General features: G+C 59.6%; 30 protein-coding genes. 4 read left to right on the top strand and 26 right to left on the bottom strand.

Annotation, left to right across the window (positions count from 1 at the left end; genetic code table 11):
• Positions 1-87: 87 nt before the first annotated feature.
• The gene (locus tag JIN84_RS11465) at positions 88-1,407 is read left to right on the top strand and encodes an FAD-binding oxidoreductase (RefSeq protein ID WP_325099588.1); all 1,320 of its coding nucleotides are present in this window, start codon (positions 88-90) and stop codon (positions 1,405-1,407) included.
• A gap of 33 nt (positions 1,408-1,440) precedes the next feature.
• Here JIN84_RS11465 and map read toward each other — a convergent pair whose 3' ends face one another.
• The 26 genes from map to rpsL all read right to left on the bottom strand — a co-directional run bounded on the left by map (position 1,441) and on the right by rpsL (position 19,367).
• Complete coding sequence (gene map / locus JIN84_RS11460) at positions 1,441-2,244, bottom strand: type I methionyl aminopeptidase (protein ID WP_325099587.1); 804 nt, start codon at positions 2,242-2,244, stop codon at positions 1,441-1,443.
• Positions 2,245-2,484: 240 nt separating this feature from the next.
• The gene (locus JIN84_RS11455) at positions 2,485-3,162 is read right to left on the bottom strand and encodes an adenylate kinase family protein (RefSeq protein ID WP_200351180.1); all 678 of its coding nucleotides are present in this window, start codon (positions 3,160-3,162) and stop codon (positions 2,485-2,487) included.
• Between the two features lie 5 nt (positions 3,163-3,167).
• Positions 3,168-4,661: a preprotein translocase subunit SecY gene (gene secY / locus JIN84_RS11450; RefSeq protein ID WP_200351179.1), complete on the bottom strand. Its 1,494-nt coding sequence runs from the start codon at positions 4,659-4,661 to the stop codon at positions 3,168-3,170.
• Between the two features lie 95 nt (positions 4,662-4,756).
• Positions 4,757-5,209, bottom strand: coding sequence for a 50S ribosomal protein L15 (rplO, locus tag JIN84_RS11445; RefSeq protein ID WP_200351178.1), 453 nt, complete (start codon positions 5,207-5,209; stop codon positions 4,757-4,759).
• 93 nt (positions 5,210-5,302) lie between these two features.
• Positions 5,303-5,995 carry a 30S ribosomal protein S5 gene (rpsE, locus tag JIN84_RS11440; RefSeq protein ID WP_200351177.1) on the bottom strand — a complete coding sequence of 231 codons (693 nt, stop codon included), beginning with the start codon at positions 5,993-5,995 and terminating at the stop codon, positions 5,303-5,305.
• 21 nt (positions 5,996-6,016) lie between these two features.
• Positions 6,017-6,373: a 50S ribosomal protein L18 gene (rplR, locus tag JIN84_RS11435; protein ID WP_200351176.1), complete on the bottom strand. Its 357-nt coding sequence runs from the start codon at positions 6,371-6,373 to the stop codon at positions 6,017-6,019.
• Between the two features lie 41 nt (positions 6,374-6,414).
• The gene (gene rplF, locus JIN84_RS11430; protein WP_200351175.1) at positions 6,415-6,954 is read right to left on the bottom strand and encodes a 50S ribosomal protein L6; all 540 of its coding nucleotides are present in this window, start codon (positions 6,952-6,954) and stop codon (positions 6,415-6,417) included.
• A 29-nt stretch (positions 6,955-6,983) separates the two neighbouring features.
• Positions 6,984-7,379: a 30S ribosomal protein S8 gene (gene rpsH, locus JIN84_RS11425; protein WP_200351174.1), complete on the bottom strand. Its 396-nt coding sequence runs from the start codon at positions 7,377-7,379 to the stop codon at positions 6,984-6,986.
• A 34-nt stretch (positions 7,380-7,413) separates the two neighbouring features.
• Positions 7,414-7,998 (bottom strand): 50S ribosomal protein L5, encoded by a 585-nt coding sequence (gene rplE, locus JIN84_RS11420; RefSeq protein ID WP_200351173.1) that lies wholly within the window; start codon positions 7,996-7,998, stop codon positions 7,414-7,416.
• A 60-nt stretch (positions 7,999-8,058) separates the two neighbouring features.
• Positions 8,059-8,289, bottom strand: a complete 231-nt coding sequence (rplX, locus tag JIN84_RS11415; RefSeq protein WP_234043437.1) for a 50S ribosomal protein L24 — start codon at positions 8,287-8,289, stop codon at positions 8,059-8,061.
• Between the two features lie 1,345 nt (positions 8,290-9,634).
• A complete protein-coding gene (gene rplN, locus JIN84_RS11410) occupies positions 9,635-10,000 on the bottom strand; it encodes a 50S ribosomal protein L14 (protein WP_200351172.1) in 366 nt (121 codons plus the stop codon).
• Between the two features lie 69 nt (positions 10,001-10,069).
• Positions 10,070-10,339: a 30S ribosomal protein S17 gene (gene rpsQ, locus JIN84_RS11405; RefSeq protein WP_200351171.1), complete on the bottom strand. Its 270-nt coding sequence runs from the start codon at positions 10,337-10,339 to the stop codon at positions 10,070-10,072.
• Between the two features lie 27 nt (positions 10,340-10,366).
• A complete protein-coding gene (gene rpmC, locus JIN84_RS11400) occupies positions 10,367-10,567 on the bottom strand; it encodes a 50S ribosomal protein L29 (protein WP_200351170.1) in 201 nt (66 codons plus the stop codon).
• Positions 10,568-10,604: 37 nt separating this feature from the next.
• Positions 10,605-11,024, bottom strand: coding sequence for a 50S ribosomal protein L16 (rplP, locus tag JIN84_RS11395; protein WP_200351169.1), 420 nt, complete (start codon positions 11,022-11,024; stop codon positions 10,605-10,607).
• A 52-nt stretch (positions 11,025-11,076) separates the two neighbouring features.
• The gene (gene rpsC / locus JIN84_RS11390) at positions 11,077-11,820 is read right to left on the bottom strand and encodes a 30S ribosomal protein S3 (RefSeq protein WP_200351168.1); all 744 of its coding nucleotides are present in this window, start codon (positions 11,818-11,820) and stop codon (positions 11,077-11,079) included.
• A 33-nt stretch (positions 11,821-11,853) separates the two neighbouring features.
• A complete protein-coding gene (rplV, locus tag JIN84_RS11385; RefSeq protein ID WP_200351167.1) occupies positions 11,854-12,273 on the bottom strand; it encodes a 50S ribosomal protein L22 in 420 nt (139 codons plus the stop codon).
• A 20-nt stretch (positions 12,274-12,293) separates the two neighbouring features.
• Complete coding sequence (locus JIN84_RS11380) at positions 12,294-13,022, bottom strand: hypothetical protein (RefSeq protein ID WP_200351166.1); 729 nt, start codon at positions 13,020-13,022, stop codon at positions 12,294-12,296.
• Between the two features lie 27 nt (positions 13,023-13,049).
• Entirely contained in the window at positions 13,050-13,322 is a 273-nt protein-coding gene (gene rpsS, locus JIN84_RS11375) for a 30S ribosomal protein S19 (protein WP_200351165.1), read from the bottom strand.
• A gap of 31 nt (positions 13,323-13,353) precedes the next feature.
• A complete protein-coding gene (rplB, locus tag JIN84_RS11370) occupies positions 13,354-14,199 on the bottom strand; it encodes a 50S ribosomal protein L2 (RefSeq protein WP_200351164.1) in 846 nt (281 codons plus the stop codon).
• Positions 14,200-14,250: 51 nt separating this feature from the next.
• Entirely contained in the window at positions 14,251-14,535 is a 285-nt protein-coding gene (gene rplW, locus JIN84_RS11365; RefSeq protein WP_200351163.1) for a 50S ribosomal protein L23, read from the bottom strand.
• A 23-nt stretch (positions 14,536-14,558) separates the two neighbouring features.
• Positions 14,559-15,167 (bottom strand): 50S ribosomal protein L4, encoded by a 609-nt coding sequence (rplD, locus tag JIN84_RS11360; protein WP_200351162.1) that lies wholly within the window; start codon positions 15,165-15,167, stop codon positions 14,559-14,561.
• A gap of 37 nt (positions 15,168-15,204) precedes the next feature.
• Positions 15,205-15,840: a 50S ribosomal protein L3 gene (gene rplC, locus JIN84_RS11355; RefSeq protein WP_200351161.1), complete on the bottom strand. Its 636-nt coding sequence runs from the start codon at positions 15,838-15,840 to the stop codon at positions 15,205-15,207.
• A gap of 60 nt (positions 15,841-15,900) precedes the next feature.
• Positions 15,901-16,209 carry a 30S ribosomal protein S10 gene (gene rpsJ, locus JIN84_RS11350; RefSeq protein WP_200351160.1) on the bottom strand — a complete coding sequence of 103 codons (309 nt, stop codon included), beginning with the start codon at positions 16,207-16,209 and terminating at the stop codon, positions 15,901-15,903.
• A gap of 55 nt (positions 16,210-16,264) precedes the next feature.
• The gene (fusA, locus tag JIN84_RS11345; RefSeq protein WP_325099586.1) at positions 16,265-18,409 is read right to left on the bottom strand and encodes an elongation factor G; all 2,145 of its coding nucleotides are present in this window, start codon (positions 18,407-18,409) and stop codon (positions 16,265-16,267) included.
• Positions 18,410-18,441: 32 nt separating this feature from the next.
• Complete coding sequence (rpsG, locus tag JIN84_RS11340) at positions 18,442-18,915, bottom strand: 30S ribosomal protein S7 (protein ID WP_200351159.1); 474 nt, start codon at positions 18,913-18,915, stop codon at positions 18,442-18,444.
• Between the two features lie 41 nt (positions 18,916-18,956).
• Positions 18,957-19,367 (bottom strand): 30S ribosomal protein S12, encoded by a 411-nt coding sequence (gene rpsL / locus JIN84_RS11335; RefSeq protein WP_200351158.1) that lies wholly within the window; start codon positions 19,365-19,367, stop codon positions 18,957-18,959.
• A 505-nt stretch (positions 19,368-19,872) separates the two neighbouring features.
• Here rpsL and JIN84_RS11330 point away from each other — a divergent pair.
• The 3 genes from JIN84_RS11330 to JIN84_RS11320 all read left to right on the top strand — a co-directional run bounded on the left by JIN84_RS11330 (position 19,873) and on the right by JIN84_RS11320 (position 24,740).
• The gene (locus tag JIN84_RS11330) at positions 19,873-20,892 is read left to right on the top strand and encodes an SGNH/GDSL hydrolase family protein (protein WP_200351157.1); all 1,020 of its coding nucleotides are present in this window, start codon (positions 19,873-19,875) and stop codon (positions 20,890-20,892) included.
• A 399-nt stretch (positions 20,893-21,291) separates the two neighbouring features.
• Positions 21,292-22,131, top strand: coding sequence for a LamG-like jellyroll fold domain-containing protein (locus JIN84_RS11325; protein ID WP_200351156.1), 840 nt, complete (start codon positions 21,292-21,294; stop codon positions 22,129-22,131).
• Positions 22,132-22,160: 29 nt separating this feature from the next.
• Positions 22,161-24,740, top strand: a complete 2,580-nt coding sequence (locus JIN84_RS11320; protein ID WP_200351155.1) for a purple acid phosphatase family protein — start codon at positions 22,161-22,163, stop codon at positions 24,738-24,740.
• Positions 24,741-24,755: the final 15 nt, after the last annotated feature.

Below are 24,755 nucleotides of genomic sequence, written 5' to 3'. Positions count from 1 at the left end.
CCAACCCTGCCGGGGTTCTCCATGATCCCAACCCCACCAGATTGGCTCGCCGGCTTGATTTCCGTTATCAACGGGGACAAAGTATCCGTGTCCCCCTCGACCCTTGGCGACCACTCGGGTGACAAGTGGTACGCCAGCCATGTTCCGGATGTGGTCGTTTTCGCGGAATCCACCGCCGACGTTTCGGCTGTCATGAAATATGCGAACGAGAACAGGATTCCCGTCACCACACGTGGCGCGGGATTCGGCTATGTGGGAGGAGCGGTCCCCGTGCGCGGCGGAATCGTGCTGTCCACGATGCGCATGAACCGCATCCTCGGCATGCATCCGGAAGACGGCGTCGCGATCGTGCAACCGGGCGTCATCACGGGTGATCTCCAGGCCGCCGCGCATGCCGTGGGCTGGGAGTATCCCCCCGACCCCGCTTCGCTCAAGGATTGCTCCATCGGAGGAAACATCGCCACGAACGCCGGTGGTCCGCGCTGCTTGAAATACGGCGTGACCCGCAGCTACGTGCTCGGACTGGAGGTCGTGCTGGCTTCCGGCGAAATCCTCCGGACCGGCGGACGCCTGCATAAAAACAAAACCGGCTTCGACCTCATCGGCAGTTTCACCGGGTCGGAAGGCATGCTCGGAATCATCACGGAAGCGACGCTCCGCATCATCCCCAAACCCGCCAGCCGTGCGATGCTTGCGGCGATTTTTCCGGAATTCGAAATGGCCGCCGCGGCGGTGCAAGCCATCCTCAACGCCGGACACCTCCCCTCCGCACTCGAAATCACCGATACCTTCACCCTCGCGGCCGCCCGCAAGAAGCTCGGTGCGGAAACATTTCCGCCGGGCGACGCCCACCTCATCGTCGAAATCGATGGCCGTCCCGCCGCCACCTTGTCGGAAATCGAAGAGCTCCATCAGCTTCTCACCACACTCGGCGCGACCTTCATCGAACGCGCGCCGGATGAAGCCTCATGCGAACGTATCTGGAAACTCCGCCGCGAATTTTCGTTCTCTCTCCGCGACACCGGCCTCACCAAGCTGAACGAAGACATCGTCGTGCCGCGTTCCAAGCTGGTCGAGCTCGTCACCTTCGCCCGCCGGTTGGAACAGGAGACCGGCATCCCGATCGCCTGCTTCGGCCACGCGGGTGATGGAAACATCCACACCAATCTGATGGTGCGCGACTACGGGGATCCTGAAATCCGTGTCCATGCGGATGCCGCGCTGGACCAGCTTTTCAGGTGGATACTCGCCAACGATGGAGCCATCACCGGCGAACACGGCGTCGGCCTCGCGAAGAAACCATGGATCCGCCAAGCCCTCGGCGAGACAGCCTTCGCCACCCACAAGGTGCTCAAAAACGCGTTCGATCCGAATGGCATTCTCAATCCGGGGAAATTCCTGGATTGAAAGTCTCCGCGATCCCCAGCCCCCGACCGGCGCTCACCAAGGCGGCAGGCCCAACATTTCCGGCAACGCCTCCCTCGGCCGCCATGTGAGGATTTCCGGATCTCCGGAGGTGACCAGCACGGTGTGCTCGAAGTGCGCGGAAGGCTTCCTGTCCTCCGTAATGACAGTCCAGCCGTCATCAAGAATTCTCACCGAAGGAACGCCGGCGTTCACCATCGGCTCGATGGCGAGTGTCATTCCGGCTTCCAGTGTCGGGGATTTTCCCGGCGGGCGGTAGTTCGGCACCTGCGGTTCCTCATGCAGGCGGCGGCCGACTCCGTGTCCGACGAACTCGCGGACGATGGTAAATCCGTGTGGCTTGGTGAACGCCTCGACAGAACCGCAGAGGTCCGCGAGCTTCCTGCCCGCGCGCGCGTGTTTGATCGCCTCATAGAGCGATTGCTCCGTCACGGCAAGGAGACGCTTGGTTTCAAGAGGGATGTCGCCCGCGGCCACGGTCGTGGCATTGTCACCGATGAATCCGCTTTTGGTGATGCCCACATCGATCTTCACGATGTCGCCCGGCATGATTTTCCGCGGGCCTCCGATACCATGCACGACCTCCTCGTTCACGGAGATACAGGTGTAGCCGGGAAATCCGCGGTAGCCGAGGAAGGCGCTCTTGCAGTCGTGCTCGCGCATCAGTTCGGCCGCGAGCTGGTCGATCTCACCCGTGGTCCTGCCCGGAGCCACTTCCTTGGCAAGCGCCTGAAGAATGGTGGATGCGATGGAGCCGGCCTTGCGCATGAAATCGATTTCACGCGGCGTTTTGATGGGGATGCGGGTTCTGCGGGACACGAGATTATGACAAAAATTGAGAAACGGAATTTTCAAGCAAGCTTGCAGCCACTTCTTTCTGATGAACCGCCCTATCGCAAGGACAATTCGAAGTTATGCGGATTGTGGGTCGGGAGTTCCACCGCGGACCAGCCTTCCATACCCCTTTCAGAATGCCGGTCATTTGGGAAGCGTTTCAGGTTTTTGCCCGGGGTCGCCTGGTGCCTGGTGGCAACGCGGCGGACCCGGACCGGGATCGGCTCAATCAGGCGTATCCAAACGGCTGGGAAGAATGGCATCGAGCAACCGGGCGGCCACGTCATCCTGCGGAGCAGTGGCATCGCAGGGAATGAGATGACCCAGCTTCCGATAATGATCGATGACCGGTTGGGTCAGTGAAATGAATTCCGAATGACGGCTGCGGAAATTCTCCTCGCTGTCATCCGCACGGGGACCTGCGGCACCCTCGCATACGGGACATTTGCCGGTGTCTGCGAGCTGCTCCCCCTGACCTGTCCAACGGCAGTCCGCGCATTCGACCCGGTCGCGGATACGGGACAGCAGTACCGAAAAGGGAGCTTCAAGAGAAACCACCGCGTCCAGCTCCGATCCCCGCCCGGCAAGGGTGGCGTCGAGGAACTTTGCCTGCGGGAGGCTGCGTGGAAATCCGTCGAGAACCCAACCGTCATTCTGGCGGTCCAGCCATTCCGCCAGGATCGGCAGCATCAGCTCGTCGGGAAGATACCCGCCACGGGCAAGGATGGGTTCGGCCTTTTTTCCCAGTTCGGTGCCCTGCTCCATCTGTTCCCGAAGGAGGGCACCGGTGCTGAGGTAGGCGAGGCCGAGACCTTGCGCGAGCCGTCTGCCCTGCGTCCCCTTGCCGGAAGCCGGAGGTCCGAGCAGAACGACTCGGAGCGGTCTGACGGCTGGCGCGGTCAATGAGGCTAATGTTTATAGACCCATGCCGTCACACCGATCACGACGAGGATCGCGATGACCACCCAGAGATAGATGATGGCGTTTTTCGGAGCGGCACCGCTGTTCTGGTTCAAGCGGTCATAGCGTCCCTTGACTTTTCCTTTGCGCAGGAAGCCGTCATAATGCTTCTGGAGAAGCTGGGTTTCCACCTGGCGCATCACGTCCAACACCACACCCACCATGATGAGCAACGAGGTGCCGCCGAAGAAGTGGAGAATGAGCGAGGAGGGAGGAAGGCCGACCACATGTCCGGTCAGGACGGGAAGGATGAACAGGATTACCATGAAAATCGCACCGGCGAAGGTGAGGCGTGTCATCGTGAAGTCGAGGAAATCCGCCGTCGGCTTGCCGGGACGCACCCCAGGGATGTAGCCGCCGTTGCGCTTGAGATCTTCGGCGATCTGCGAGGGCTGGAACATCATCGCCACCCAGAAATAGGAGAAGAGGAAGATACCGATGCCGCCGAGGATGTAATACCACGTGCCGCCGCCCACGAGTTCACCGTAGATCTTGGTCGCCCAACCCTGGTTGGGGAAGAACCACTGGAGCATCATCGGAGGAAGGGACAGCACCGCGGTGGCGAAAATGATGGGCATCACACCCGCATAGTTGACTTTCAGCGGGAGATACTGGGTCTGGCCGCCGAACTGCTTGCGGCCGACGACACGCTTGGCGTATTGCACGGCGATGCGGCGCTGGGCCTGGGTGATCGCGATGGTGGAGGCGATGACGACGAGCAGGAGCACGATCATGACAACCATCATGAGCGAGTTGAAAACGTTCGCCTCTTTTCCGGAAACGAAGAAGTGCCACGCCTGGATCAAGGCACCCGGCAGCGAGGAGATGATGTTGACCGTGATGATGATGGAGGTGCCGTTGCCGATGCCTTTTTCCGTGATCTGGTCCGCGATCCAAAGCAGCAGGACGGTGCCGGCGACGATGGTGATGACGGTCATCGCCATCCACAGGATGCTCGGATCAGGGACAAGATGTCCGAACTGGCTGATCCCCTTCATGTAGGGGATGTTTTCCGGATTCGTCAGCGATTTTGCGACGAAGAATCCCTGCACCACCGCGATGACGATCGTGATGTAACGGGTGTATTGGGTGATTTTCTGGCGGCCGCCGTCCTCACGGGCGAGACGCGACAGTTTCGGCACCACCGCGGTCATGAGCTGGACCATGATGGAGGCGGAGATATAGGGCATGATCCCCAGTGCGAAAATACCGGCCTGTTGCAAACCTCCACCGGAGAACACCGTCAGAAGCGCGGCGATTCCTCCGCCTGCCGCGGGATCCTCGTTTTGCTTGAAGTCGAGGTACTTCGCGATGACCGAGGAATCGACACCCGGCAGCGTCAGGTGGACCCCGAGGCGGATGATGACGATCAGGGCGAGGGTGAAGAGAATGCGGTCCCGCAGTTCGGGAATTTTCCAAGTATTTTTAAACGCAGAAATCATGGCGGAGAGATGAGGAGAATGACGCGTGAAAACAAACACGACGAGGAAGCGCGCGTGCGCTTCCTCGTCGGAAATCAGAAATCAGTCAAAAGCGATCAAGCAGTAGGAACGGTGACGGTCCCACCTGCTTTTTCGATCTTTTCGCGAGCGGAAGCACTGGCATTGAACACCACGAGGTGGAGTGCCTTGGTGACTTCGCCAACGCCAAGAACCTTGACCTTGTCGAAGGTGCCGTTCACGAGGCCTTGTCCCTTGAGGGCGGCTTCGTCGACCGTGGCACCGGCGTCGAAAAGATCGTCGAGTTCGCCAACATTGAAGACAGCGACCTTGTCACGGAAGTCATAGTTGTTGAAGCCGCGCTTCGGAAGACGGCGGTGGAGTGGCATCTGGCCACCTTCGAAACCGACACGGGTGCCGGAGCCGGAGCGGGCCTTCTGACCCTTGTTGCCTTTGCAGGAGGTTTTGCCGTGACCGGAGCTTTCGCCGCAACCAAGACGCTTGTTGCGGTGCTTGGAGCCGGGATTCGGGCTGAATGAGTGGAGTTCCATTTTGTATGAAGAGTTGTTGGTTGGAAGTTATCGCTTGGAAGAAAGAGCGGGAGTCAGACGGGCAGCCCCCGCTCCTGTCTTCCTGCGTTTAACTCAGATGGCCTTCTCGCGCTTTTTCTTGCCACGTCCGCCGAGGACCTGGTCGCGGGTGCGGAGTTGTTCGAGGGCCTTGAGGGTGGCCTTCACCACGTTGGCGTGGTTGGAGGAACCCATCGACTTGGCGAGGACGTCACGGATGCCGACGGCTTCGCAGACGGCGCGGACACCACCACCGGCGATGATCCCGGTTCCGGGAGACGCTGGCTTGAGGAGCACCTTGCCACCACCGTATTCGGCGTAGATCTCGTGAGGGATCGTGCCGTCGACGATGCTCATCGGCACGAGCACCTTGCGGGCTCCTTCGCTGGCTTTCTTGATGGCGTCCGCCACCTCGTTCGCCTTACCGTAGCCGAGTCCGACCTTGCCGAGCTTGTTGCCGGTGACAACGAGAGCGGAGAAGCTGAAACGACGGCCGCCCTTGACGACCTTGGCGCAACGGTTGATGAAGACGACCTTTTCGGAAAGCTCGTTGCCTTCGGTATCGGTCGGAGCGGCGCGCTCCTCACGACGTGGACCGCCACGTCCGCGACCGCCACCCTGGCCACCGCCTTGGTAGCCGCCGCCACCTTGGCCGCGGTTGCCTTGATAGCCGCCACCACCGCCTTGATAGCCGGAGCCTGCGACAGGACCGAGTGGTGCTGCTGCCGGGGTTGCTGCTGGAGTTTCGTTTTCTGGAATTGTTACCATGATGTTTGTCAGGTCAGAGCGTTAGAATTGGAGTCCGGCTTCGCGAGCTGCGTCGGCGAGGGCTTTGACTTTACCATGATAGAGGTGACCGCCGCGGTCGAAGACGACGGCGCTGATGTTCGAGCCCTTGGCGCGCTCCGCGAGGAGTGCTCCGACCTTCTGGGCGCTCTCGATGTTCGAGGAGGCCTTTTCGAAGGACTTGTCGAGGGTCGACGCGGAGACAAGGGTCTTGCCAGCCGTATCGTCGATGACCTGGGCGTAGATGTGTTGATTGGAATAGTGAACTGCGAGGCGCGGGCGTTCGGAGGTTCCGCTGACCTTGCGGCGGATGCGGTTGTGAACGCGGCGGCGGATCGACTTGCGATTGATAGTGCTCATGTTGCCGTAAATGTGTGTAGGTGTTTGGCGACGGGTTATGATTATTTGCCGACGCTTTTGCCTTCTTTGCGGCGAACTTTTTCACCGGCGTAGCGGACGCCCTTGCCCTTGTAAGGCTCGGGTGGATAGAAGCCGCGGACTTCGGCAGCGAACTGGCCGACGAGCTGCTTGTCGATGCCTTCGACCTTGATCTTGGTGTTTTCCGTGACCGTGACGTTCAGCCCCGATGGAATGGGGTGGAGCAGCGGGTGGGAACGACCGAGGGAAAGGTCCAGATCGGAACCCTTGACAGCGGCACGGAGGCCGACGCCGACGATTTCGAGATCCTTCACGAAGCCAGCGGAAACGCCGACGATCATGTTCTGAACGAGGCTGCGGGCGGTGCCGTGGAGGGCGCGGTGTTGGCGGAGTTCGCTGTTACGGGAAACGGTGACAGTACCGTCTTCGGCTTTGAGCGAGATGCCTTCCGGAAGCGGGAAGTCGAGTTTGCCCTTCGGGCCTTCGACGACCACGGTGCGTCCATCGAGTTTGACGGCGACTTTTTCGGGAAGAGAGATTGGTTTGAGACCGACTCGTGACATGGTAGTATTTTCCTTTTACGAGTTAGGGTTTACCAGACGTTGGCGAGGAGTTCGCCACCGAGGTTTTGTTTCTTGGCGGAGCCGCCGGACATGACACCCTTCGAAGTGGAAAGGATGGAGATGCCGAGGCCGGACATGACGCGGGGAACCTCACCGGCGCCGATGTAATGGCGGCGGCCGGGTGTGGAGACGCGCTTGAGGTCGGTGAGGACCGAGCGACCGTCGATGAATTTCGGCTTGGCCTTGAGCGTGGTGTGCTTGCCAGTGACGACTTCATAGTTCCAGAGGTAGCCTTCTTCCTGGAGAATACGGGCGATGTCCGCCTTGATCTTGGAGTAAGGAGCGGAGAATTCCTCGTTGCCGGCGCGGGCGGCGTTTTTGAAACGCGTGAGGAAGTCGGAGATGGGGTCTGAGAGAACTGCCATAACAGGTGTTTCTTTTTAAATGGTTTCCGTGTTGTTAGTTGGCAGCTGCGGCCTCGGTTTCGTTCGCCTTTTTCATGTCGCGGAACGGCAAGCCCAGCTCGGTGAGGAGCTCGCGGCCTTCGGCGTCTGTCGGCGCGGAGGTGACGAAGATCAGGTCGAAACCGATGGTCCGCTTGATCTGGTCGATTTCGATTTCCGGGAAGATGGATTGATCGCTGATACCGCACGCGTAATTTCCGCGTCCGTCGAAGGACTTGGAGGAAATACCACGGAAGTCGCGGATGTTCGGCGAGGTGATGTTGATGAAGCGGTGGAGGAATTCCCACATGCGGGCGCCACGGAGGGTGACGCGGGCTCCGAGGGCTTCACCTTCACGGAGCTTGAAGTTGGCGACGGCCTTCTTCGAGTAGGTGATGGACGGGCGCTGGCCGGTGATCTTCTGGATCTCGTTGACGGCGTCGTCAACGGCGACCTTGCGGTCGGCGGCTTTTCCCATACAGGAGGTGACCACGATCTTTTCAAGACGTGGGATCTGATGGACGTTCTTGTGGCCCAGCTTCTTCTGAAGCGCGGGGACAACCTTGTCCTTGTAGTGTTGTTGTAGTGCTGGTGTGCTCATTTTCTTTGCGGGTCAGCGCTGGTTTCCCAGACGCTTAAGCGCGGGCGGAAGCTTTTGGCTTCAGCCCACTTTCTTGACATTGGAGATGTGGACGGCGCCGTCGATGGTCTTGAGACCACCTGCGTCGGCTTCAGTGGCTTTTGTCGCCTTGATGATCGGGCGGCCACCTTCGACGGTGACCTTGCCTTTTTCAGCGTTCACAAGGAGCACGGTGCCGCGCTTGCCTTTGTGACTGCCTGCGATGATTTCGACTTGATCGCCTTTTTTGACGTGTGTCTTGATGCGGCTCATGAAATGGATTCGGTTATCCCAAGCACGATGACGCATTTCGCCTGAAACACGTGGGTACCCTGCTTGGGGGCGGCGAACATAGGAATAGCGGGCAACCCTGCAAGCCCTTTTTGAACAAACCTGCGGATTTTTATAAAAATCCCTCAAAACATCCCACCAAACCGGGAAAGAACCACCTCCGGAGGGATTTGTCCCGGCGATCCAGGCACTGTGGGCACCGATCGGTCGCAATCCGACGCCCTTCCCGTCAATCACCCTTTTCTATTCCCGTCACCGGAAAACCGCCTGCCTCACACTTGTCCAGGATGCTAGGAATTCATGCGGATGTTAAGGGTGGGCAAACGCCAAGATGCATCCTTACTCATTGATTCAAAGCGAGGTGAATCCAATAAATGGAAAAAGACAGGAATACTCCGGTTTCAAGATTGGCCCTCATACGTCTCTGCGAAAGGGTGGGCTCTTCATCAAAGTGATAGGCTTCCCGCCGGATTTGGCAGAGTTATCGACCAAGCCGGGAATTGATCCAGTGCGGCGGATCAGAGCAATGGTAAGGCTTCAGAAAAATCAACGCTCATTTCAGCTGGCGGAAGCTGCCCCCAATGGAGCAACGACTGCCGCAGGGTCGGAGCATTCCTTCTGACACAGCGGGGAGCGTTACTTTCAGAAATCAGGCGACGCTTGATCCCGGCTGCCGACTTCGGCGTTTGCCATCCGCCAGTCGTTCCGTTGGATCAATCGTCCTCTTCCCGGTCAGGGAGAGCATCACACATGATGCCGGTGGGACAACGCGTCGAAAAACCCTCGTGGGAGAGACGGCGCTTGCGGTCCGCCATTTGGGATCTCTCCACACCAGAACCCGCGGAGACCGGTCGCTTCATGCGGAATCATACCGACCATCGCAAGTGACTATCGACGCCGATCGCAAAGCCGGATCAAGCACAGCCCTACCGCAGCTTCGTAACCAATCCGCCGGCACGGAATGGCAACGGCGGCCCCCCCTGAACGCGGCATGGAATCCCGCCACCGGGAATACCGCAATTGAGATAATGCTCCTTGAGGAGGAGAAGGGCCCCGATCAACAGGCTTCCAAACAAACGCAACGACAGGACGACGCATCGTCAGGAATCTGTGGCGTTTCGCACATCAATTCACGAGACGATCCATCCGTCTTTTTCACCTGAAGCAGCCCCCTGTCGTTTATCGGCGGATCCCGGCAACGCCCTTAAAGGGTCCCCGGATGAGATCAGCTGGGGAATATGGATCGGGTCGCACAAAAAAAACGTCCCAAGTGGCTGGCCACTCGGGACGTTTTCAAAGTTACGGGTCATACAACCCGCTCCCGGGCTCAGAGAACCTCAGGTGCGAGGGAGACGATCTTCATGAACGAACGCTCGCGAAGCTCACGGGCGACGGGTCCGAAGATACGGGTACCACGCGGGTTGTTGTCCTTGTCGATGATGACCACCGCGTTCGTGTCGAAACGGAGGACCGAACCATCGGGACGGCGGATCGGATAAGCGGTGCGGACGACGACAGCCTTGACGACGCTGCCTTTTTTGACGGCGGCGGTCGGGATGGAATCGCGGATGTGGCAGGTGATGACGTCACCGATCGCGGCGGTACGGCTGCGTTTGCCGAGCACGCCAATCATTTTTGCGCTGCGTGCGCCGGTATTATCGGCGACAACGAGCATGGACTCCATCTGGATCATGTTGGAAGTAGAGTTGGTGAAATTGAAGTGGGGATGAAGATGCCGGCGGAACGCCGGCCCTTCTCGGGATTAGTGGGAGATGACCTCAGCGAGGGTCCAACGCTTGAGCTTGGAAAGCGGGCGGGTCTCGACGATGCGGACACGGTCACCGATCTGGGCCTGGTTGCTCTCGTCGTGCACGTAGTATTTCTTCGAGCGCTTGACGATCTTGTTGAACTTGGGGTGGGGAACGCGTGCGACGTGTTCGACGACGAGGGTCTTGTCCATTTTGTTGGAAATGACCACGCCAACGCGGGTTTTACGAAGGTGGACTTGTGTGTCCGAAGGAGTCTCGCTCATGGTAGGAATGTTTGAAGCGTTGGTGGATTAGGCGTTCTTCTTGGCGTTGGCAGCCGTGAGGACGCGAGCGGTTTCGCGGCGCACTTGCTTGATGCGGGCGGGGTTCTCCAAGGTGCCTGCGGCGCGTTGGAGGCGGAGGTTCATCGATTCCTGCCTGAGGTCCTTGAGACGGACGGTGAGCTCGTCGGTGGAGAGTTGGCTGGTCTCTTTGGCTTTGGTTTTGGCCATAATTCAGTCTGATATGAGATGGAGTTGATCTGACGGATCAAGCGTGCGGATTGCGGGTGACGAGGCGGGTGCGGATGCCGAGCTTGTAGGATGCGAGGCGCATCGCTTCCTTCGCCGCGGACTCCGGCACGCCACCGATTTCGAAGAGGACGTTACCCGGACGGATGACGGCCACCCAACCTTCGACAGCGCCCTTACCTTTACCCATCCGGGTTTCCGGCGGACGCGAGGTGATGGACTTGTGTGGGAAAATCCGGATCCAGACTTTTCCTTTCCGCTTGAGTGAGCGGTTGATCGCGATCCGGCAAGCCTCGATCTGGCGGTTGGTCATCCATCCGCGGTCGAGGGTTTGCAGACCGTAGTCACCGAAGGCGACGGTGGTTCCGCGCTGGGCGTTCCCGGAGCGGCTTCCGCGGTGGCTCTTGCGGAACTTGGTTCGTTTGGGCATCAAAGGCATGACTCGGTCCTCCTAAAAGTTAGATTTGAAATTGTGAAAAGTTGAAATGGAATCAGTTGCGGTTCTGTGGGCGGCGGTCGCCACCACGGTCACCGCCACGGCGGTCACCACCGCGATCACCGCGGTTGTTACGATCGCCGCGCTCGTTTTGCGGGCGGCCGCCGGTGCCGTCGTCTTCCTTCTTGTTGACCCAGCACTTCACGCCGATGATGCCGTAAAGGGTGCGGGCTTCAGCGAAGCCGTAGTCGAGAGGAACACGCAGGGTCTGAAGCGGCACCTTGCCTTCGCGATAGCCTTCGGCGCGGGCGATGTCCGCACCGCCGAGGCGGCCGGCGCAACGGAGACGGATGCCTTCGGCACCGAATTCCATGGCGGTCTGAAGCGCACGCTTCATGGCGCGGCGGAAAGAGATACGGCGCTCGAGTTGCACGGCGATCTGCTCGGCGACAAGTTGTGCGTCAAGCTCGGGCTTGCGGATCTCGATGATGTCGATCTTGACCTGGGCCCCCTTGCAAAGACCTGTGATGTCCTTGGTCATCACTTCGATTTCCTTGCCCTGACGGCCGATGATCAGGCCCGGACGGGAGGTGTGAAGGGTGACACGCACGCTGTTCCAAGCACGCTCGATGACGACGCGGGCGAGGCCGGCGTTGACGAGCTTGTTCTTGAGGTAGCCACGGATCGCGAGATCTTCGTGGAGCTTATCGGTGTAGTCTTTGCCGCTGGCATACCACTTCGAGCGCCAGTCCTTGTTGACGGCGAGACGGAATGCGATCGGATTTACTTTTTGGCCCATGGTCGGTGAGGGATGAGATTAGTGGAGAGGGTTTCAGGCTTCTTCAGTTGCTGCGGCAGCGGCTGGAGCTTCTTCTTTTTTGGCAGCGGCCTTGCGGGCGACCTTCTTTTTCTTCTCGGGGGCGGAACCGACGAGAGTGATGGAGATGTGGCTGGTGCGCTTGAGGATCGGACCTGCGGAACCCTTGGCGCGTGGCTTGAAGCGGCGGAGGGTCGGGCCGGCGCCGATGACGGCTTCCTTGACGACGAGCGTGCCGGTATCCAGCGAGAAATTGTTTTCCGCATCAGCGATGGCGGTCTTGAGCGTCTTGCCGATGAGCTGTGCGGCTTTCTTCGGGGTGAAGGTCAGGATGTCAAGGGCGCTGGAGACAGCGAGGCCTTGGATTTCGCGGGCGACGTCACGTGCCTTTTTAGGCGAGAGTCGAACAAATTTAGTGGTGCTTTTGACTTCCATGGGTCGTCGAACGTGAGTGGTTAATGCGCTGATGCTTGTGTTTCGAGAACGGCGAGATCGCCGGGGCGTGGAGATTCGGTGACGTTGTCGAGTTGTTCGACAAAGGCACCGCTGACGGCCTTGCGGACGTCTGCTAGAATGGCTTTTCCGTAGGGCTGTTGCCCGCGGGTGAGTCGAAAGGTCATGCCAATTTTTGCCCCCTGGCCTTCGCCAAGGTTGAAAACCATCATGCCGCTTTCAGGGTCGATGCTGACGATCTGGGCTTGCTGGAGCGTGCCTTTACGAACATCGGGGCGGGGCTTCTGGCGTAGTCCGAGGACTGCGTCAAGCTCTCTTAGTGAAGTTTCGACACGAAGTCTCGCATCCGGGTCGGAAACCACCGCATGGCGGAGGTAATCCTGGACCGCTGCGGCGAGGCGCGTGACGGAGTTTTCGAGATCTTTGATTCTTTCCTGGTCGATCTCGTGATTGGCGGCCGCCTCGATGAGGCGGTCGTCGCCCCCGTCGAGCAGGTTCTTGCCGAGGGCGTTGAGTTGCAGGCGGACCTGAGCAAGCTGCTCGGAGGCCTGTTTCTCGGCGCCGTTTGCCTCGGCAAGGCTGCGTCGGAGGGTTTGGTTCTGTTCCTGGAGCTCGTTGATCACCTCCTGGAACTGCTCCGCCGTCGGCACGCCCTGCGCCGGACACACCCCTGCGGCGGCCACACATCCGAGGATGAGGGCAAGTGCCTTGAGGTGGAATGACGAGCGCATGAACGAGGCGGAGCTGGAACCGGTTGATTATTTCTTACCAATACCGCCGTGTGTGCGGAACAGGCGGGTCGGCGCGAATTCGCCGAGCTTGTGGCCAACCATGTTTTCGGTCACGTAAACGGGAACGAAGGTCTTGCCGTTGTGGACGGCGAAGTTATGGCTGACGAAATCCGGAGTGATCATCGACTTGCGGCTCCATGTCTTGATGGGCTTGCGGTCGGATCCGGCGTCGGCGACGGCGTCGATCTTCGCAAGAAGCTTTTGATCAACGTACGGGCCTTTTTTGAGGGAACGTGGCATGGTTAAAGTGCGTTAGGTTGCTGGCTGGAAATTACTTCTTCTTCGCTTTGTGGCGGGACTCGACAATGAAGACGCTGGTGGACTTCTTCTTGTTGCGGGTCTTCTGGCCCTTCGCGTGGCCCCATGGGCTGAGAAGGTGCTGGCGACCACCACCGGACTTCGATTTACCCTCACCACCACCGTTCGGGTGGTCAACAGGGTTCATCGTCATACCACGGACGGTCGGGCGAACGCCTTGCCAACGGGTGCGGCCGGCCTTGCCAGAGGTCTCGTTCATGTGATCGCGGTTGCCGACCTGGCCGATCGTGCAGAAGCAACGGTCGTTGAAGCGGCGGATTTCACCGGATGGCATTTTCACGAGCGCCCAGCCACCGTCGCGGTTGGAAAGAACCGCGAGCTGACCGGCAGCGCGGGCGACCTTTCCACCGTTGCCGGGGATGAGTTCGATGTTGTGGATGGAAGTGCCGAGCGGCACCGCGCTGAGCGGCATGGCGTTGCCCGTCTTGGGGGCGACGTTGGCACCGGCGACGACGGTGGCTCCGACTTCCAGGCCGAGCGGGGCGAGGATGTAGGACTTCTGGCCGTCCTCATACTGGATGAGGGCGATGCGGCAGGTACGGTTCGGATCGTATTCGATTCCGACGACGGTTGCCGGCGCGTCGAGCTTGCCGCGCTTGAAGTCGATGAGACGATAGTGGCGCTTGTGGCCACCGCCGATGTGGCGGGTGGTGATGCGGCCGGTGTTGTTACGGCCACCGCTGCGCTTGAGCGGGGTGAGAAGGCTCTTCTCAGGCTTGCTCTTCGTGATCTCGTCGAAGGACGGGAGGTTCTTGTAGCGAGCGGAAGGCGTGATTGGCTTGAAAGTTTTCAGTGGCATGACAATCGGAACGTGAGTTGGTTACGTTTGAAGCAGCGGGGTAAAAATCGCTCAGACGAGGTCAAGCGATTCGCCTTCCTTGAGGCGGACGATTGCTTTTTTCCAATGGTTGGTGCGGCCAGCGTCGGCGCGGCGTTGGCGCTTGAGCTTGCCATCATAGTTGGCGGTGCGGACGGCGAGGACCGTTTTTCCGAAGAGCTGCTCAACGGCCTGCTTGATTTCAAGCTTGTTGGCCTTGCGGTCCACTTCGAGGGTCACCTCGTTGTTGGTCTCTTGAAGCAAGGTGGCTTTTTCGGAAAGGCGGACGTTTTTAATGACCTGGTAAATGTCTTTCATGATCTCGGTGGTGGGTCCAGGGTTCAGGCGGTGCGGGCCGCGAGGGTTTCCACGGCGTCACCCACGAGGATGACCGTGTTTGCGAGGAGCAACTGCTCGACGTTCACATCCGACCCGGTGACGAGTTGGGCGTAGGCGACGTTGCGTGCTGCGAGGTAGGTTTGCTCGTCGAAGCTGTTTCCAACCACGAGGATCTTGCCGAGAGGGGCGAGGGAGTCGAGCTGGGCGACGAAAGACTTGGTCTTGCCGTCCGCAATCGCGAAGGAAGGAACGGAGACGATTTTTTCGGCGCGGACGAGGTCGCCAAGGGTGCGGCGCAGGGCGAGCTTGCGCACGGTCTTGGTCACCTTCTTGGAGTAATCACGCGGACGGGGTCCGAAGACCACGCCACCACCGACGAAGATCGGGGCGCGCTTGTCGCCGTGACGGGCGTTACCCGTGCCTTTTTGTTTGTAGATCTTCTTGTTGTTTCCGGAAACTTCGCCACGGGTCTTGGTGTTGGCGGAGCCGGTGCGGCGGTTGGCGCGGTAGGCGATCACGAGATCGTGAACGGCTTGGCGACCTTTCTCGGCGCCGACCAACACGATGTTGGCGGCTTGAGCGTCTTCTGCGGTGAAAGTCTTGGCTGACATGACTTGGAATCTTGAGAGGTTTCAGAATGCCACCGGATCAGGCGGACTTTTTCTTGGCGGGGCGGACGGTGACGTAGTTACCGTTGGAGCCGGGGACGGCGCCGGAGACAAGGATCACGCCGTCCTCCGGACGGACTGCGACGATCTTGAGATTCTGGACGGTGGAACGGGTGGTTCCCATGTGTCCGGGCATTTTTTGGTTCTTCCAGACGCGGCCTGGAGTGGAGCGGCAGCCGATGGCTCCCGTCCGGCGGTGCATCATGGAGCCGTGGGTCATCTTGAGACCACCGAAGCCGTGGCGCTTTACCGCACCTTGGAAACCGCGTCCCTTGGACTTGCCGACGACGTCGACCCATTGGCCTTCCGTGAAGGTCTCGAGGCCGGTGTGGGCGGTTGGGGCGGTTTCACCGTTGGCGAAACGGAACTCCTGGATGAAGCGCTTTGGCGCGCAGCCCGCCTTCTTGGCGATGCCGAGGGCCGGCTTGGTGGCGCGTTGTTCCTTTTGATCGCCATAGCCAACCTGGACTGCGGTGTAACCGTCAGTTTCCGGGGTCTTGACTTGAAGCACGGTGTTGCCGGCTACGTCGATGACGGTGACAGGGATCATGATTCCTGCTTGTTGGTCGAACAAGCGGGTCATTCCGATTTTTTTGCCGAGAAGGCCGAGTGACATGGCGATAGAGAAATTAGAGATTTAAAAATTTGAGATTCGAGAGTCCGGAAGCGTGGAGGCTCAGATACGGATGGTGATGTCAACACCGGCTGGCAAGTTGAGCTTCTTGAGCTCGTCCACGGTGCGGGCGGTCGGGTCGACGATGTCGAGCAGGCGCTTGTGGGTGCGGATTTCGAATTGTTCGGCGGACTTCTTGTTCACGTGGACCGAGCGGTTGACGCTGAACTTCTCGATACGGGTCGGAAGCGGGATGGGGCCGGCGACACGGGCTCCCGTGCGCTTGGCGGTCTCGACGATTTCTTGGGCGGAACGGTCGATGGCGCGATGGTCGAAGGCGCGCAGGCGGATGCGAATTTTCTGATTTTCCATTTTGAAGAAGTTGTTTGACGGTTTACGTGGTTGGCTGCAGGGCGAGTAATCAGGATCAGTAACCGAGGCGGTCGCTGACGATTTCTTCGACGATATTGGTTGGGACCTGCTCGAAGTGCGACGGGGTCATCGCATACGAGGCACGTCCCGAAGAGAGGGTGCGGACGGCGGTGGAGTAGCCGAACATGGTCTTGAGCGGCACAGCGGCGTGGATGATCGAGAGCTTGCCCTTCGATTCCGTGTTCTGGATCTGTCCGCGGCGGCGGATCAGGTCTCCCATCACGTCGCCCTGGTAGTCATCCGGTGTGGAGACCTCCACTGACATGATGGGCTCGAGAAGGATGGAGCTTGCTTTCTTGAAGCCGTCCTTCATCGCGAAAATGGCCGCCATGGTGAAGGCGTTTTCGTTGGAGTCCACATCGTGGTAGGATCCATCGAGGATTTCGACATGCACGTCGATGACCGGGTAACCGGCGACGATGCCGTTGGTCATGGACTCGTTGATGCCCTTGTAGACGGCGTTGATGTATTCCTTGGGAATCGTGCCGCCGATGACCTTGTTCTCGATCGTGAGGCCCTTGCCTTTTTCGTTCGGTTTGACCGAGAGAATGACATGGCCGTATTGACCGCGGCCACCGGATTGCTTGACCAGTTTGCCCTCGCCGCCCGCGGCCTGGGTGATGGTTTCGCGGTAGGCGATCTGCGGGGCACCGGTGTTCGCCTCGACCTTGAACTCGCGGCGGAGGCGGTCGATGATGATTTCCAGGTGAAGCTCGCCCATTCCGGAGATGATCGTTTGTCCGGTTTCCTCGTCGGTTTTGACCATGAAGGTCGGGTCTTCCTCGGAGAGACGTCCGAGTGCGAGGGCGAGTTTTTCCTGATCTGCGATGGTTTTCGGCTCGACGGCCATCGAGATGACCGGTTCCGGGAAAGTAGGGGGTTCGAGGACCACGTCGTGGCGCTCGGCGGCGAGGGTGTCGCCGGTGGTGACGTTCTTGATGCCGACCATGGCGGCGATGTCACCGGAATAACAGACGTCGATGTCCTTGTGTTCGTTGGCCTGGATCTGGATCAGACGACCGACACGCTCGGATCGGCGGGTGCGCGGGTTATAAACCGTGTCGCCCTTCTTGATCATTCCGGAATAAACGCGGAAGAAAACGAGCTTGCCGACGAATTTGTCCGCCCAGAGCTTGAATGCGAGGGAGACGAATTTTTCGTTGTCGGAGGTGATGACCTCGATCTTTTCCTCCTCATTGTCGGGATTCATGCCGATGGCGGCGGGAATATCGAGCGGGCTCGGGAGGTAATCGACAACGGCATCGAGCAGATACTGGACGCCTTTGTTCTTAAAAGCGGAACCGCCGGCAACCGGAACCAACAAGTTGGCGATGGTGGCGCGGCGGAGGCCTTGCTTCAGTTCTTCGAGAGTGATGACTTCCTCATTGAGGAATTTTTCGCCAACCTGGTCGTCCACGTCGGCGACGGCGTTGATGAGTTCATCGTGGGCCTGTTTACAGAGATCGACAAGATCGCCTTCAAGGTCCCTGACGGTATAGGTGGAGCCGAACTTGTCGTCGTCCGAGAAGTAGACGGCTTTCTGGTTCACCACGTCGATCTGGCCGATGAGCTGGTCCTCGGCACCGATCGGGATCAGGATTCTGACGGCATTGGCACCAAGTTTTTCTTTAACCTCGCTGACAACGTTGTCGAAATCGGCACCGGTGCGGTCCATCTTGTTGACGAAGACCAGACGCGGGACGTTGTACTTCGTCGCCTGGCGCCAGACGGTTTCGGTTTGCGGCTGCACACCGGCGACCGCGTCAAAAACGACAATGGCACCATCGAGAACCCGGAGGGACCGTTCGACTTCAGCGGTGAAGTCGACGTGTCCCGGAGTGTCGATGATGTTGATGCGTTGTTTCTGACCAGGGAAAAGCTTGGTCACACCCTCTTCCGCGTGTTGCCACCACTCGGTGGTGACAGCGGCGGAAGTGATGGTGATCCCGCGTTCGCGCTCCTGCTCCATCCAGTCCGTCGTGGCACCACCATCGTGGACCTCGCCGATCTTGTGGATCATCCCGGTATAAAACAGGATGCGTTCCGTGAGCGTCGTCTTGCCGGCATCAATGTGCGCGGCGATCCCGATATTCCGGGTGCGCTCGAGCACATATTGACGGTTTGGACTATTCGGATTCACGGAACGGAAGTTTCTGGAGCGCTGTCGGTGAATTAGAAGCGGAAGTGGGCGAAAGCGCGGTTTGCCTGCGCCATCTTGTGCACGTCGTCGCGTTTGCGGACGGCGCTTCCTTGGTTGTTCGCGGCGTCCTTGATCTCGTTTGCGAGAGCGACGTGCATCGGGGTGCCCTTGCGGTTGCGGGCGTAGTTGACGAGCCAGCGCATGGAGAGGGACTCGGAACGATCCGGAGCCACTTCAAGCGGGACCTGGTAGGTGGCACCACCGACGCGGCGGGATTTCACTTCCACGCGTGGTTTGGTGTTCTCGACGGCGCGGGTGATCACTTCGAGCGGGTCGATGGTGTCGACACCTTCGTTCGCACGGTCGATTGCGGCGTAAACGATGCGCTGGGCGAGCGAACGTTTTCCGGATTCCATCACCTTACTGATGAGGTGACCAACGAGGGCGCTGTCGTAGCGGGGATCGCGACGATCTGGTTTGGTAAAGATGCGCTTGCGGCGTGGCATGGCGTTGGGATGGTAGTTTGTTGGTTAAAATGCGAAGCGGATTACTTCTTCTTGCCTTTGGCAGGAGCCGCGGCCTGGCCGGGCTTCGGACGCTTGGCACCGTACTTCGAACGGGATTGACGGCGCTTGTCGACACCAAGGGTATCGAGCGAACCACGAACAATGTGGTAGCGCACACCCGGAAGGTCTTTCACCCGGCCGCCGCGAACGAGGACGATCGAGTGCTCCTGGAGGTTGTGACCTTCACCGCCGATGTAGGCGATGACTTCGAATCCGTTGGTAAGGCGGACCTTGGCCACTTTACGGAGAGCCGAGTTCGGCTTCTTGGGCGTCCGAGTCATGACTTGAAGGCATACTCCGCGGCGCTGAGGGCAGTTGACAAGAGCGGGTGACTTCGACTTTTCGGCCGGAGTGAGGCGTCCCTTGCGAACGAGCTGGTTGATTGTCGGCATGATTTCCTGCGTGGTTCTGATTTTCCCGAGATTTTGGGACAGACCGGCACACCGACGAGATTTCCTCGCAAGAGCTTTTTTCCGGAGCTGCACCCGATAAATTTTCCCTGTAATTTGAGCTACCTCGATAAATCGTCAGCAGCCCTCGCTGTGGGGGGGGCGACTCTATGAGCCAAACCCGACCTGACAAGTCCTATTTTGAAAATTTCTTTTAATTTTCGTCAGAAAGCGTCGATTTATTGAAAAATCAAACCACAACGGGCGATTTGCACCTCAAATCGGGACGTTGAAACCGGGCACCAATCCAATATTAGTGCCAATTCCGGCATCAGAACCATCGAAACTGGCGGCCGATCCAAGGATCGCCCTATAATCCGGACCGAGGGCCGGCATCTGAACCGTATGCGCCCCGGAACCCACTCCCATGCCAATGAGCACCCGCTTCTTTCGCGCGCTGTTTATAATATCCATACTCACGGGCGAATTGTCCGCCGCCCCGTCGCCCATGAAGACCATCCGTGCCGACGATCCGCAGGTTCTCGCCGGATTGTCGCCGCTCAATTGGATCAAGAGCGCGGGCGCCGTACATTCGCCGGTATGTGGAGCGTCCTTCAAAATCGCTTTTCTCGATACGAAGCAGGTTATTCTCCACATTGATGCCGGTTCCCACTCCTATCCGTCCCCCACCCGCTTCCCCATTCTTGCTTGGACGGTGAACAACGGGACCGCCCGGACCCACCAGATCGCCGCCGGCGAAACCAGCATCACGCTTTCCGAGTCGGTTCCGAACCCGGTCATCGACTTTCACATCAGAGGCATGTCCCCTTTTGAGGACCGCTTCCATGGCGACGTCCCCGCAAACGCAGTCAGTTTGACGGGTTTCACAGTGGACCCGAAATGCCGCCTCACGGTCCCGTCCGCCGCACCGGTCTGGCTGAACCTCGGCGACTCCATTCTTTCCGGCGACGCCGCAGCCTATGATTCCAAACAGGGCCGCCCTCCGGACGACCAATGGGCCGCCTCGGATGACGCCCGCGCCAGCTACGGTTATCTCCTGGCCAAACACTACGGCTTCCGGGAATCCCGTCTTGCCTTTGGAGGTTACGCATGGTCCGGCGGAGGAGGAAACAATCCGCAGGCAGCCGACCTCATCGATCAAATCACCAGCACCACCTCCCGCCTTACGGACGGAAAGCTCGCCCCGTGCCCGAAAGTCGTCCTCATCAATCTGGGAGAAAACGGTGCTCCGAAATCCGAGCACGTCACCGCCGCTTTGACCCGATTGCGCGAGCGCTGCCTCCCGGATACCCGCATCATCGTCATGGTTCCCGTTTCGGGCCGGGCCCGCTCCGAAGTCACAGCGGCCGTCGAGGCCTATTTAAATACCAGCAAGGACCCGCACGCCCACCTGATCGATCTGGGCACCGTGCGGTTCAAGACCGCGGACGGGCAACACCCAACCGCCGATGGACACCAGGCGATTTACGAAGCCGCGCTGCCGTCTCTGGACAAGATTTTGAAATGACCCGCAAGTGAAGCGATGGCGGATCCCGATGCCCCCCAAATTCATCGACGGGCGGGCATTCTCTGCCGGTAGCCCGTTGGCACTCCCCTCTTCCTCACGGGAGGACAGGAGCATGGGCCATTCGTGGAGGGGCATTGACAGCCGCATTCCCCTGTCGGAGCCGATGGTGGGTTCTGATCGGGACATCAAAACCGTGGCTTCGGGAGATCCGCCGCGATTGCCGATCAGAAGACCAGCGCCGTCAAAATTGAATATGACGAAAATGTTTCCCAGCAGGGTTGGCCGGGTTTTCCATCCGGATGGAGTCTGACGTCGTGCCCGCCCGACCTGACTTCCCAGGCAGCCGGATCAGCCTGTCCGGGCGGATGGCGACCGAGGCGGGAAACTTTCCATCCCATTATGAAATTGAACCGCTTTTTGATGTTTTTCGGCTTTTTGGCAACACCGCTGTCCCTGATGGGAGCAACCACTTATGAGTGGACATTCGATCAAGGAGATCTGGGTTCATCGCTGGGTGGAGGAATCATGGCCGCCGCCGATGCCACGACAGCAGGGCAGATCACCTATGGAACCACCGATGGAGCAGCTGTTCCACACATCAATTTCCAAACCTCCCGATATCTCGCGGTTCCCGCTCTCACGGGCGCCGGCAACGGCCTGCTCCTGACGCTGCCATCCAGCGGCCCGAACGGCGGCGGGAGCTATATCAACGATTACTCGATCATCATGGATATCTACAGTCCGGGTGCGGCTGGCTGGCAGGCCCTCTTCAACACGGATACGTCGAACGGAAACGATGCTGATTTCTACATCGACGCCTCCGGACGCCTCGGAATCGCCGCCCTCGGCTACTCGACGTCCCCGCTGATCCTCCAGAACCAGTGGAACCGCATCGCGTTTGTTGCCGATCTGGATGGCGGCACCGTGAAATATTTCGTAAACGGCACACTGGCCTTCACCCGCACGGGATCAAGCATGAGGGACGGGAGATTCGCCCTCTACAGCAATGCGAACAGCGGAGCCGATCTCCTCTTGTTCAACGAAGGAGACACCAGCGGCGTCTACACCCATTCCCTCTATGTGAACAGCGTCGGGTTCATGGATTCCACCCTCAGCGATTCGGCGGTAGCCGCCCTCGGCGGTGCCAATGCCGGAGGCATTTTCGTCCCCGAGCCCGGCAGCATGATCCTTGCCGCCGTTTCATGTGCCGGTCTCGTCGCCCGCCGCCGCCGCGCCTGATCCCATCCAACCCATTTCCCGACAGCTTCATGAAACGTTCTGATTTCCTCCGTCTGACATCCGCCACGACCGCCGGCATGGCCACCCGGAGCATCCTCGGAGGATTGCTGGTGGAGCGGGCGATTTCCACCGCATCCGCGGCAGAGACCGGCTCCACCCTCAAGCCCTACCTGCAGACACCCCGGCCCGACTCCATCTGGGTCAGCTGGTGGACGGACGCCGGGGCCCAGTCCATCATCGATTGGGGGACGTCCGTGGACCAACTGGTGAATCAGGTGACCGGAGGCATGCAGAACCTGGGGACCAACTATCGTTACCACTCCGCGCAGATCACGGGGCTGCAACCGTCCACATTCTATTACTACCGTGTCCGGACCGAACTGGAGACCTCGGATGTCCACCGGTTCAAGACCCCGCCCGCCCTCGGCACCAAAACAGGCCGCTTCAGGGTGCTCGTGATCGGCGACAACCAGATCATCTCCACGGAGCGCCGTTGGGAGAAATTGATCGGCCGCGCGAGAATCAAGATCGAGGAAAAATACGGCGTCCCCTTGGAAGAGGCCGTCGATTTCATCCTCAATGTCGGCGACCAGGTGGATGTGGGAACGCTCAACCACTACCGGAACCTCCACTTCGAATACGGCAAGAGCGTCACTCCCAATCTCGCCTCGATGACCACCGTGGGAAACCACGAAACCTATGGTGGCGACAGCAACCTGGCGCTTTACAAGAGCCTTTTCTATTATGAGCAGCTCTCCTACCAAGGCATCACAAGCCCCGGGGGGGACGCCTATTATGCCTACCAGCTGGCCAACGTGCTGTTCATGCACTTCAACAGCGAGTCGATGCCGAACCCTGCGGAAGGGATCGGCAACGTGCAGAAGCAATGGGCCCAGGACATCATCAACGCCGCGAAGACCGACGATTCCGTGGAGTTCATCATCAGCCTGTGCCACCGTCCCTACCAGGCGGAACAATATGTCGGAGACATTTCCAACTGGTTCCGCACGGAGGTGATGCCGATCCTCGCGCAAACCGAAAAACACGTCCTGAACATCGGTGCCCACCACCACCTTTACGCCCGGGGACAGACACGCGATTGGCCGATCTACCACGTCATTTCCGGCGCGACGGCGTGGGACCAATATTGGGGCCAGTCGAGCGAGATCGACTATGACGATGTGCAGAAAACCGTGGCGAACTGGGCGTGGCAGCTGATCGATTTCGATCTGGACAACCGCGACATGCGAGTGGAGTGCTACGCCGAGGCGAACGTCCGGCTTCCCGAAAGCACCCGTTGGACGACCCAGGCCTACAACAGCCGCCTCATCGATTCATTCCACCGCCGTTTCGGCATCGCCGCGCCCCATGCCCCGTTGATGACGAACACCGGATCAAGCGCGCCGGGCCAGCAGAATCTGGTGGCGCTGCCGTTCATTCTCCATAGCTCCGCGTTCGCTTCGGATGCGCCGTCGGAGGTTCTCAACAGCACACAGTTCCAGGTCTCGGCGGACGCGGGCTTCTCCAGCCTCATCATCGACCGCATCCGTGACGTGGAGAACCTCTACGGTGACACGGGCGCTCCCAACTACGAGCCGGTCAACATCCATGCGGAAGTCAACGTGCTCGATTTCACCATCGCCGCGAACGCCCTGCCGGACAGCCACTACTACGCGCGCGTGCGCCACCGTGACTCGAACGCGGTCTGGTCCGGATGGTCCGCCGCTTATGTTTTCGACGTGACCGGCAGTTCGGCGGCAGGGACTTCCCTGAGCCTGGCAAAATCGATCTACGCACCGGGTGAGGATATCCTGGTCAGCTATGAACGTCCGTCCACCTTCGCGGCGGACTGGATCGGCATGTTCCGCCACGGAGAATCCCCCGCATCCGCCGTCCCCGCATCCCGCCAGTATGCGACCGGCGGTGCCGGGAGCCGGAATTTCCGATACGATTTCACTCCCGGAATGTGGTTCGCCGGATTCTTCGGTAACAACGGGACGGCCGAGATCGCTCCTCGTGTTCCTTTTTATGTCGGGACACCTGTCCAGATCACCACGACGAAGGCGACCTACGACGAAGCCGAGGACGTGACGGTTTCATGGAACGCCGCTCCCGGCGGTGAGGATGATCTGATCGCTGTCTATCTGGTCGGCGAGGTTCCCGGCACCGCCACCCCCGCCATCACCGTCCCCGCGAGATCCCGCCATGGAAAACGTACGGTCGCGGGACTGGCGAAGGGCTTCTATTACGCGACCTTCCTGGTGAACGGACAGGCCTACGAGCTGTCTCCCCGCGCCGGTTTCTCCATCGGCACCCTCATCGCCGAGGTATCCATGGATACGGCGGTGGTGACCGCCGGGCAGAATTTCACGGTCCGCTTCTCAGGTGGTCCCGGCATTCCCAAGGATTGGATCGGGCTGCACGCCGCGGGCGGCACACCCGGCCTCGCGCCGCTCCTGTCCTACCTCTACTTCGCAGGGGCCACCTCCGGCTCGGTGACCTTTGCCCTGCCGGACCTCCCGCCGGGCGACTACTTCGTCTCGATGTTCACCAACGACTCCTACACCGAGGTTTCGAACCGTTTCAACTTCAGCGTCGTCGCTGCCTAACCTGACTTTTCCACC

Source organism: Luteolibacter yonseiensis (assembly GCF_016595465.1).
Taxonomy (GTDB): domain Bacteria; phylum Verrucomicrobiota; class Verrucomicrobiia; order Verrucomicrobiales; family Akkermansiaceae; genus Luteolibacter; species Luteolibacter yonseiensis.
This window is presented reverse-complemented; position numbering and strand designations above follow the sequence as displayed.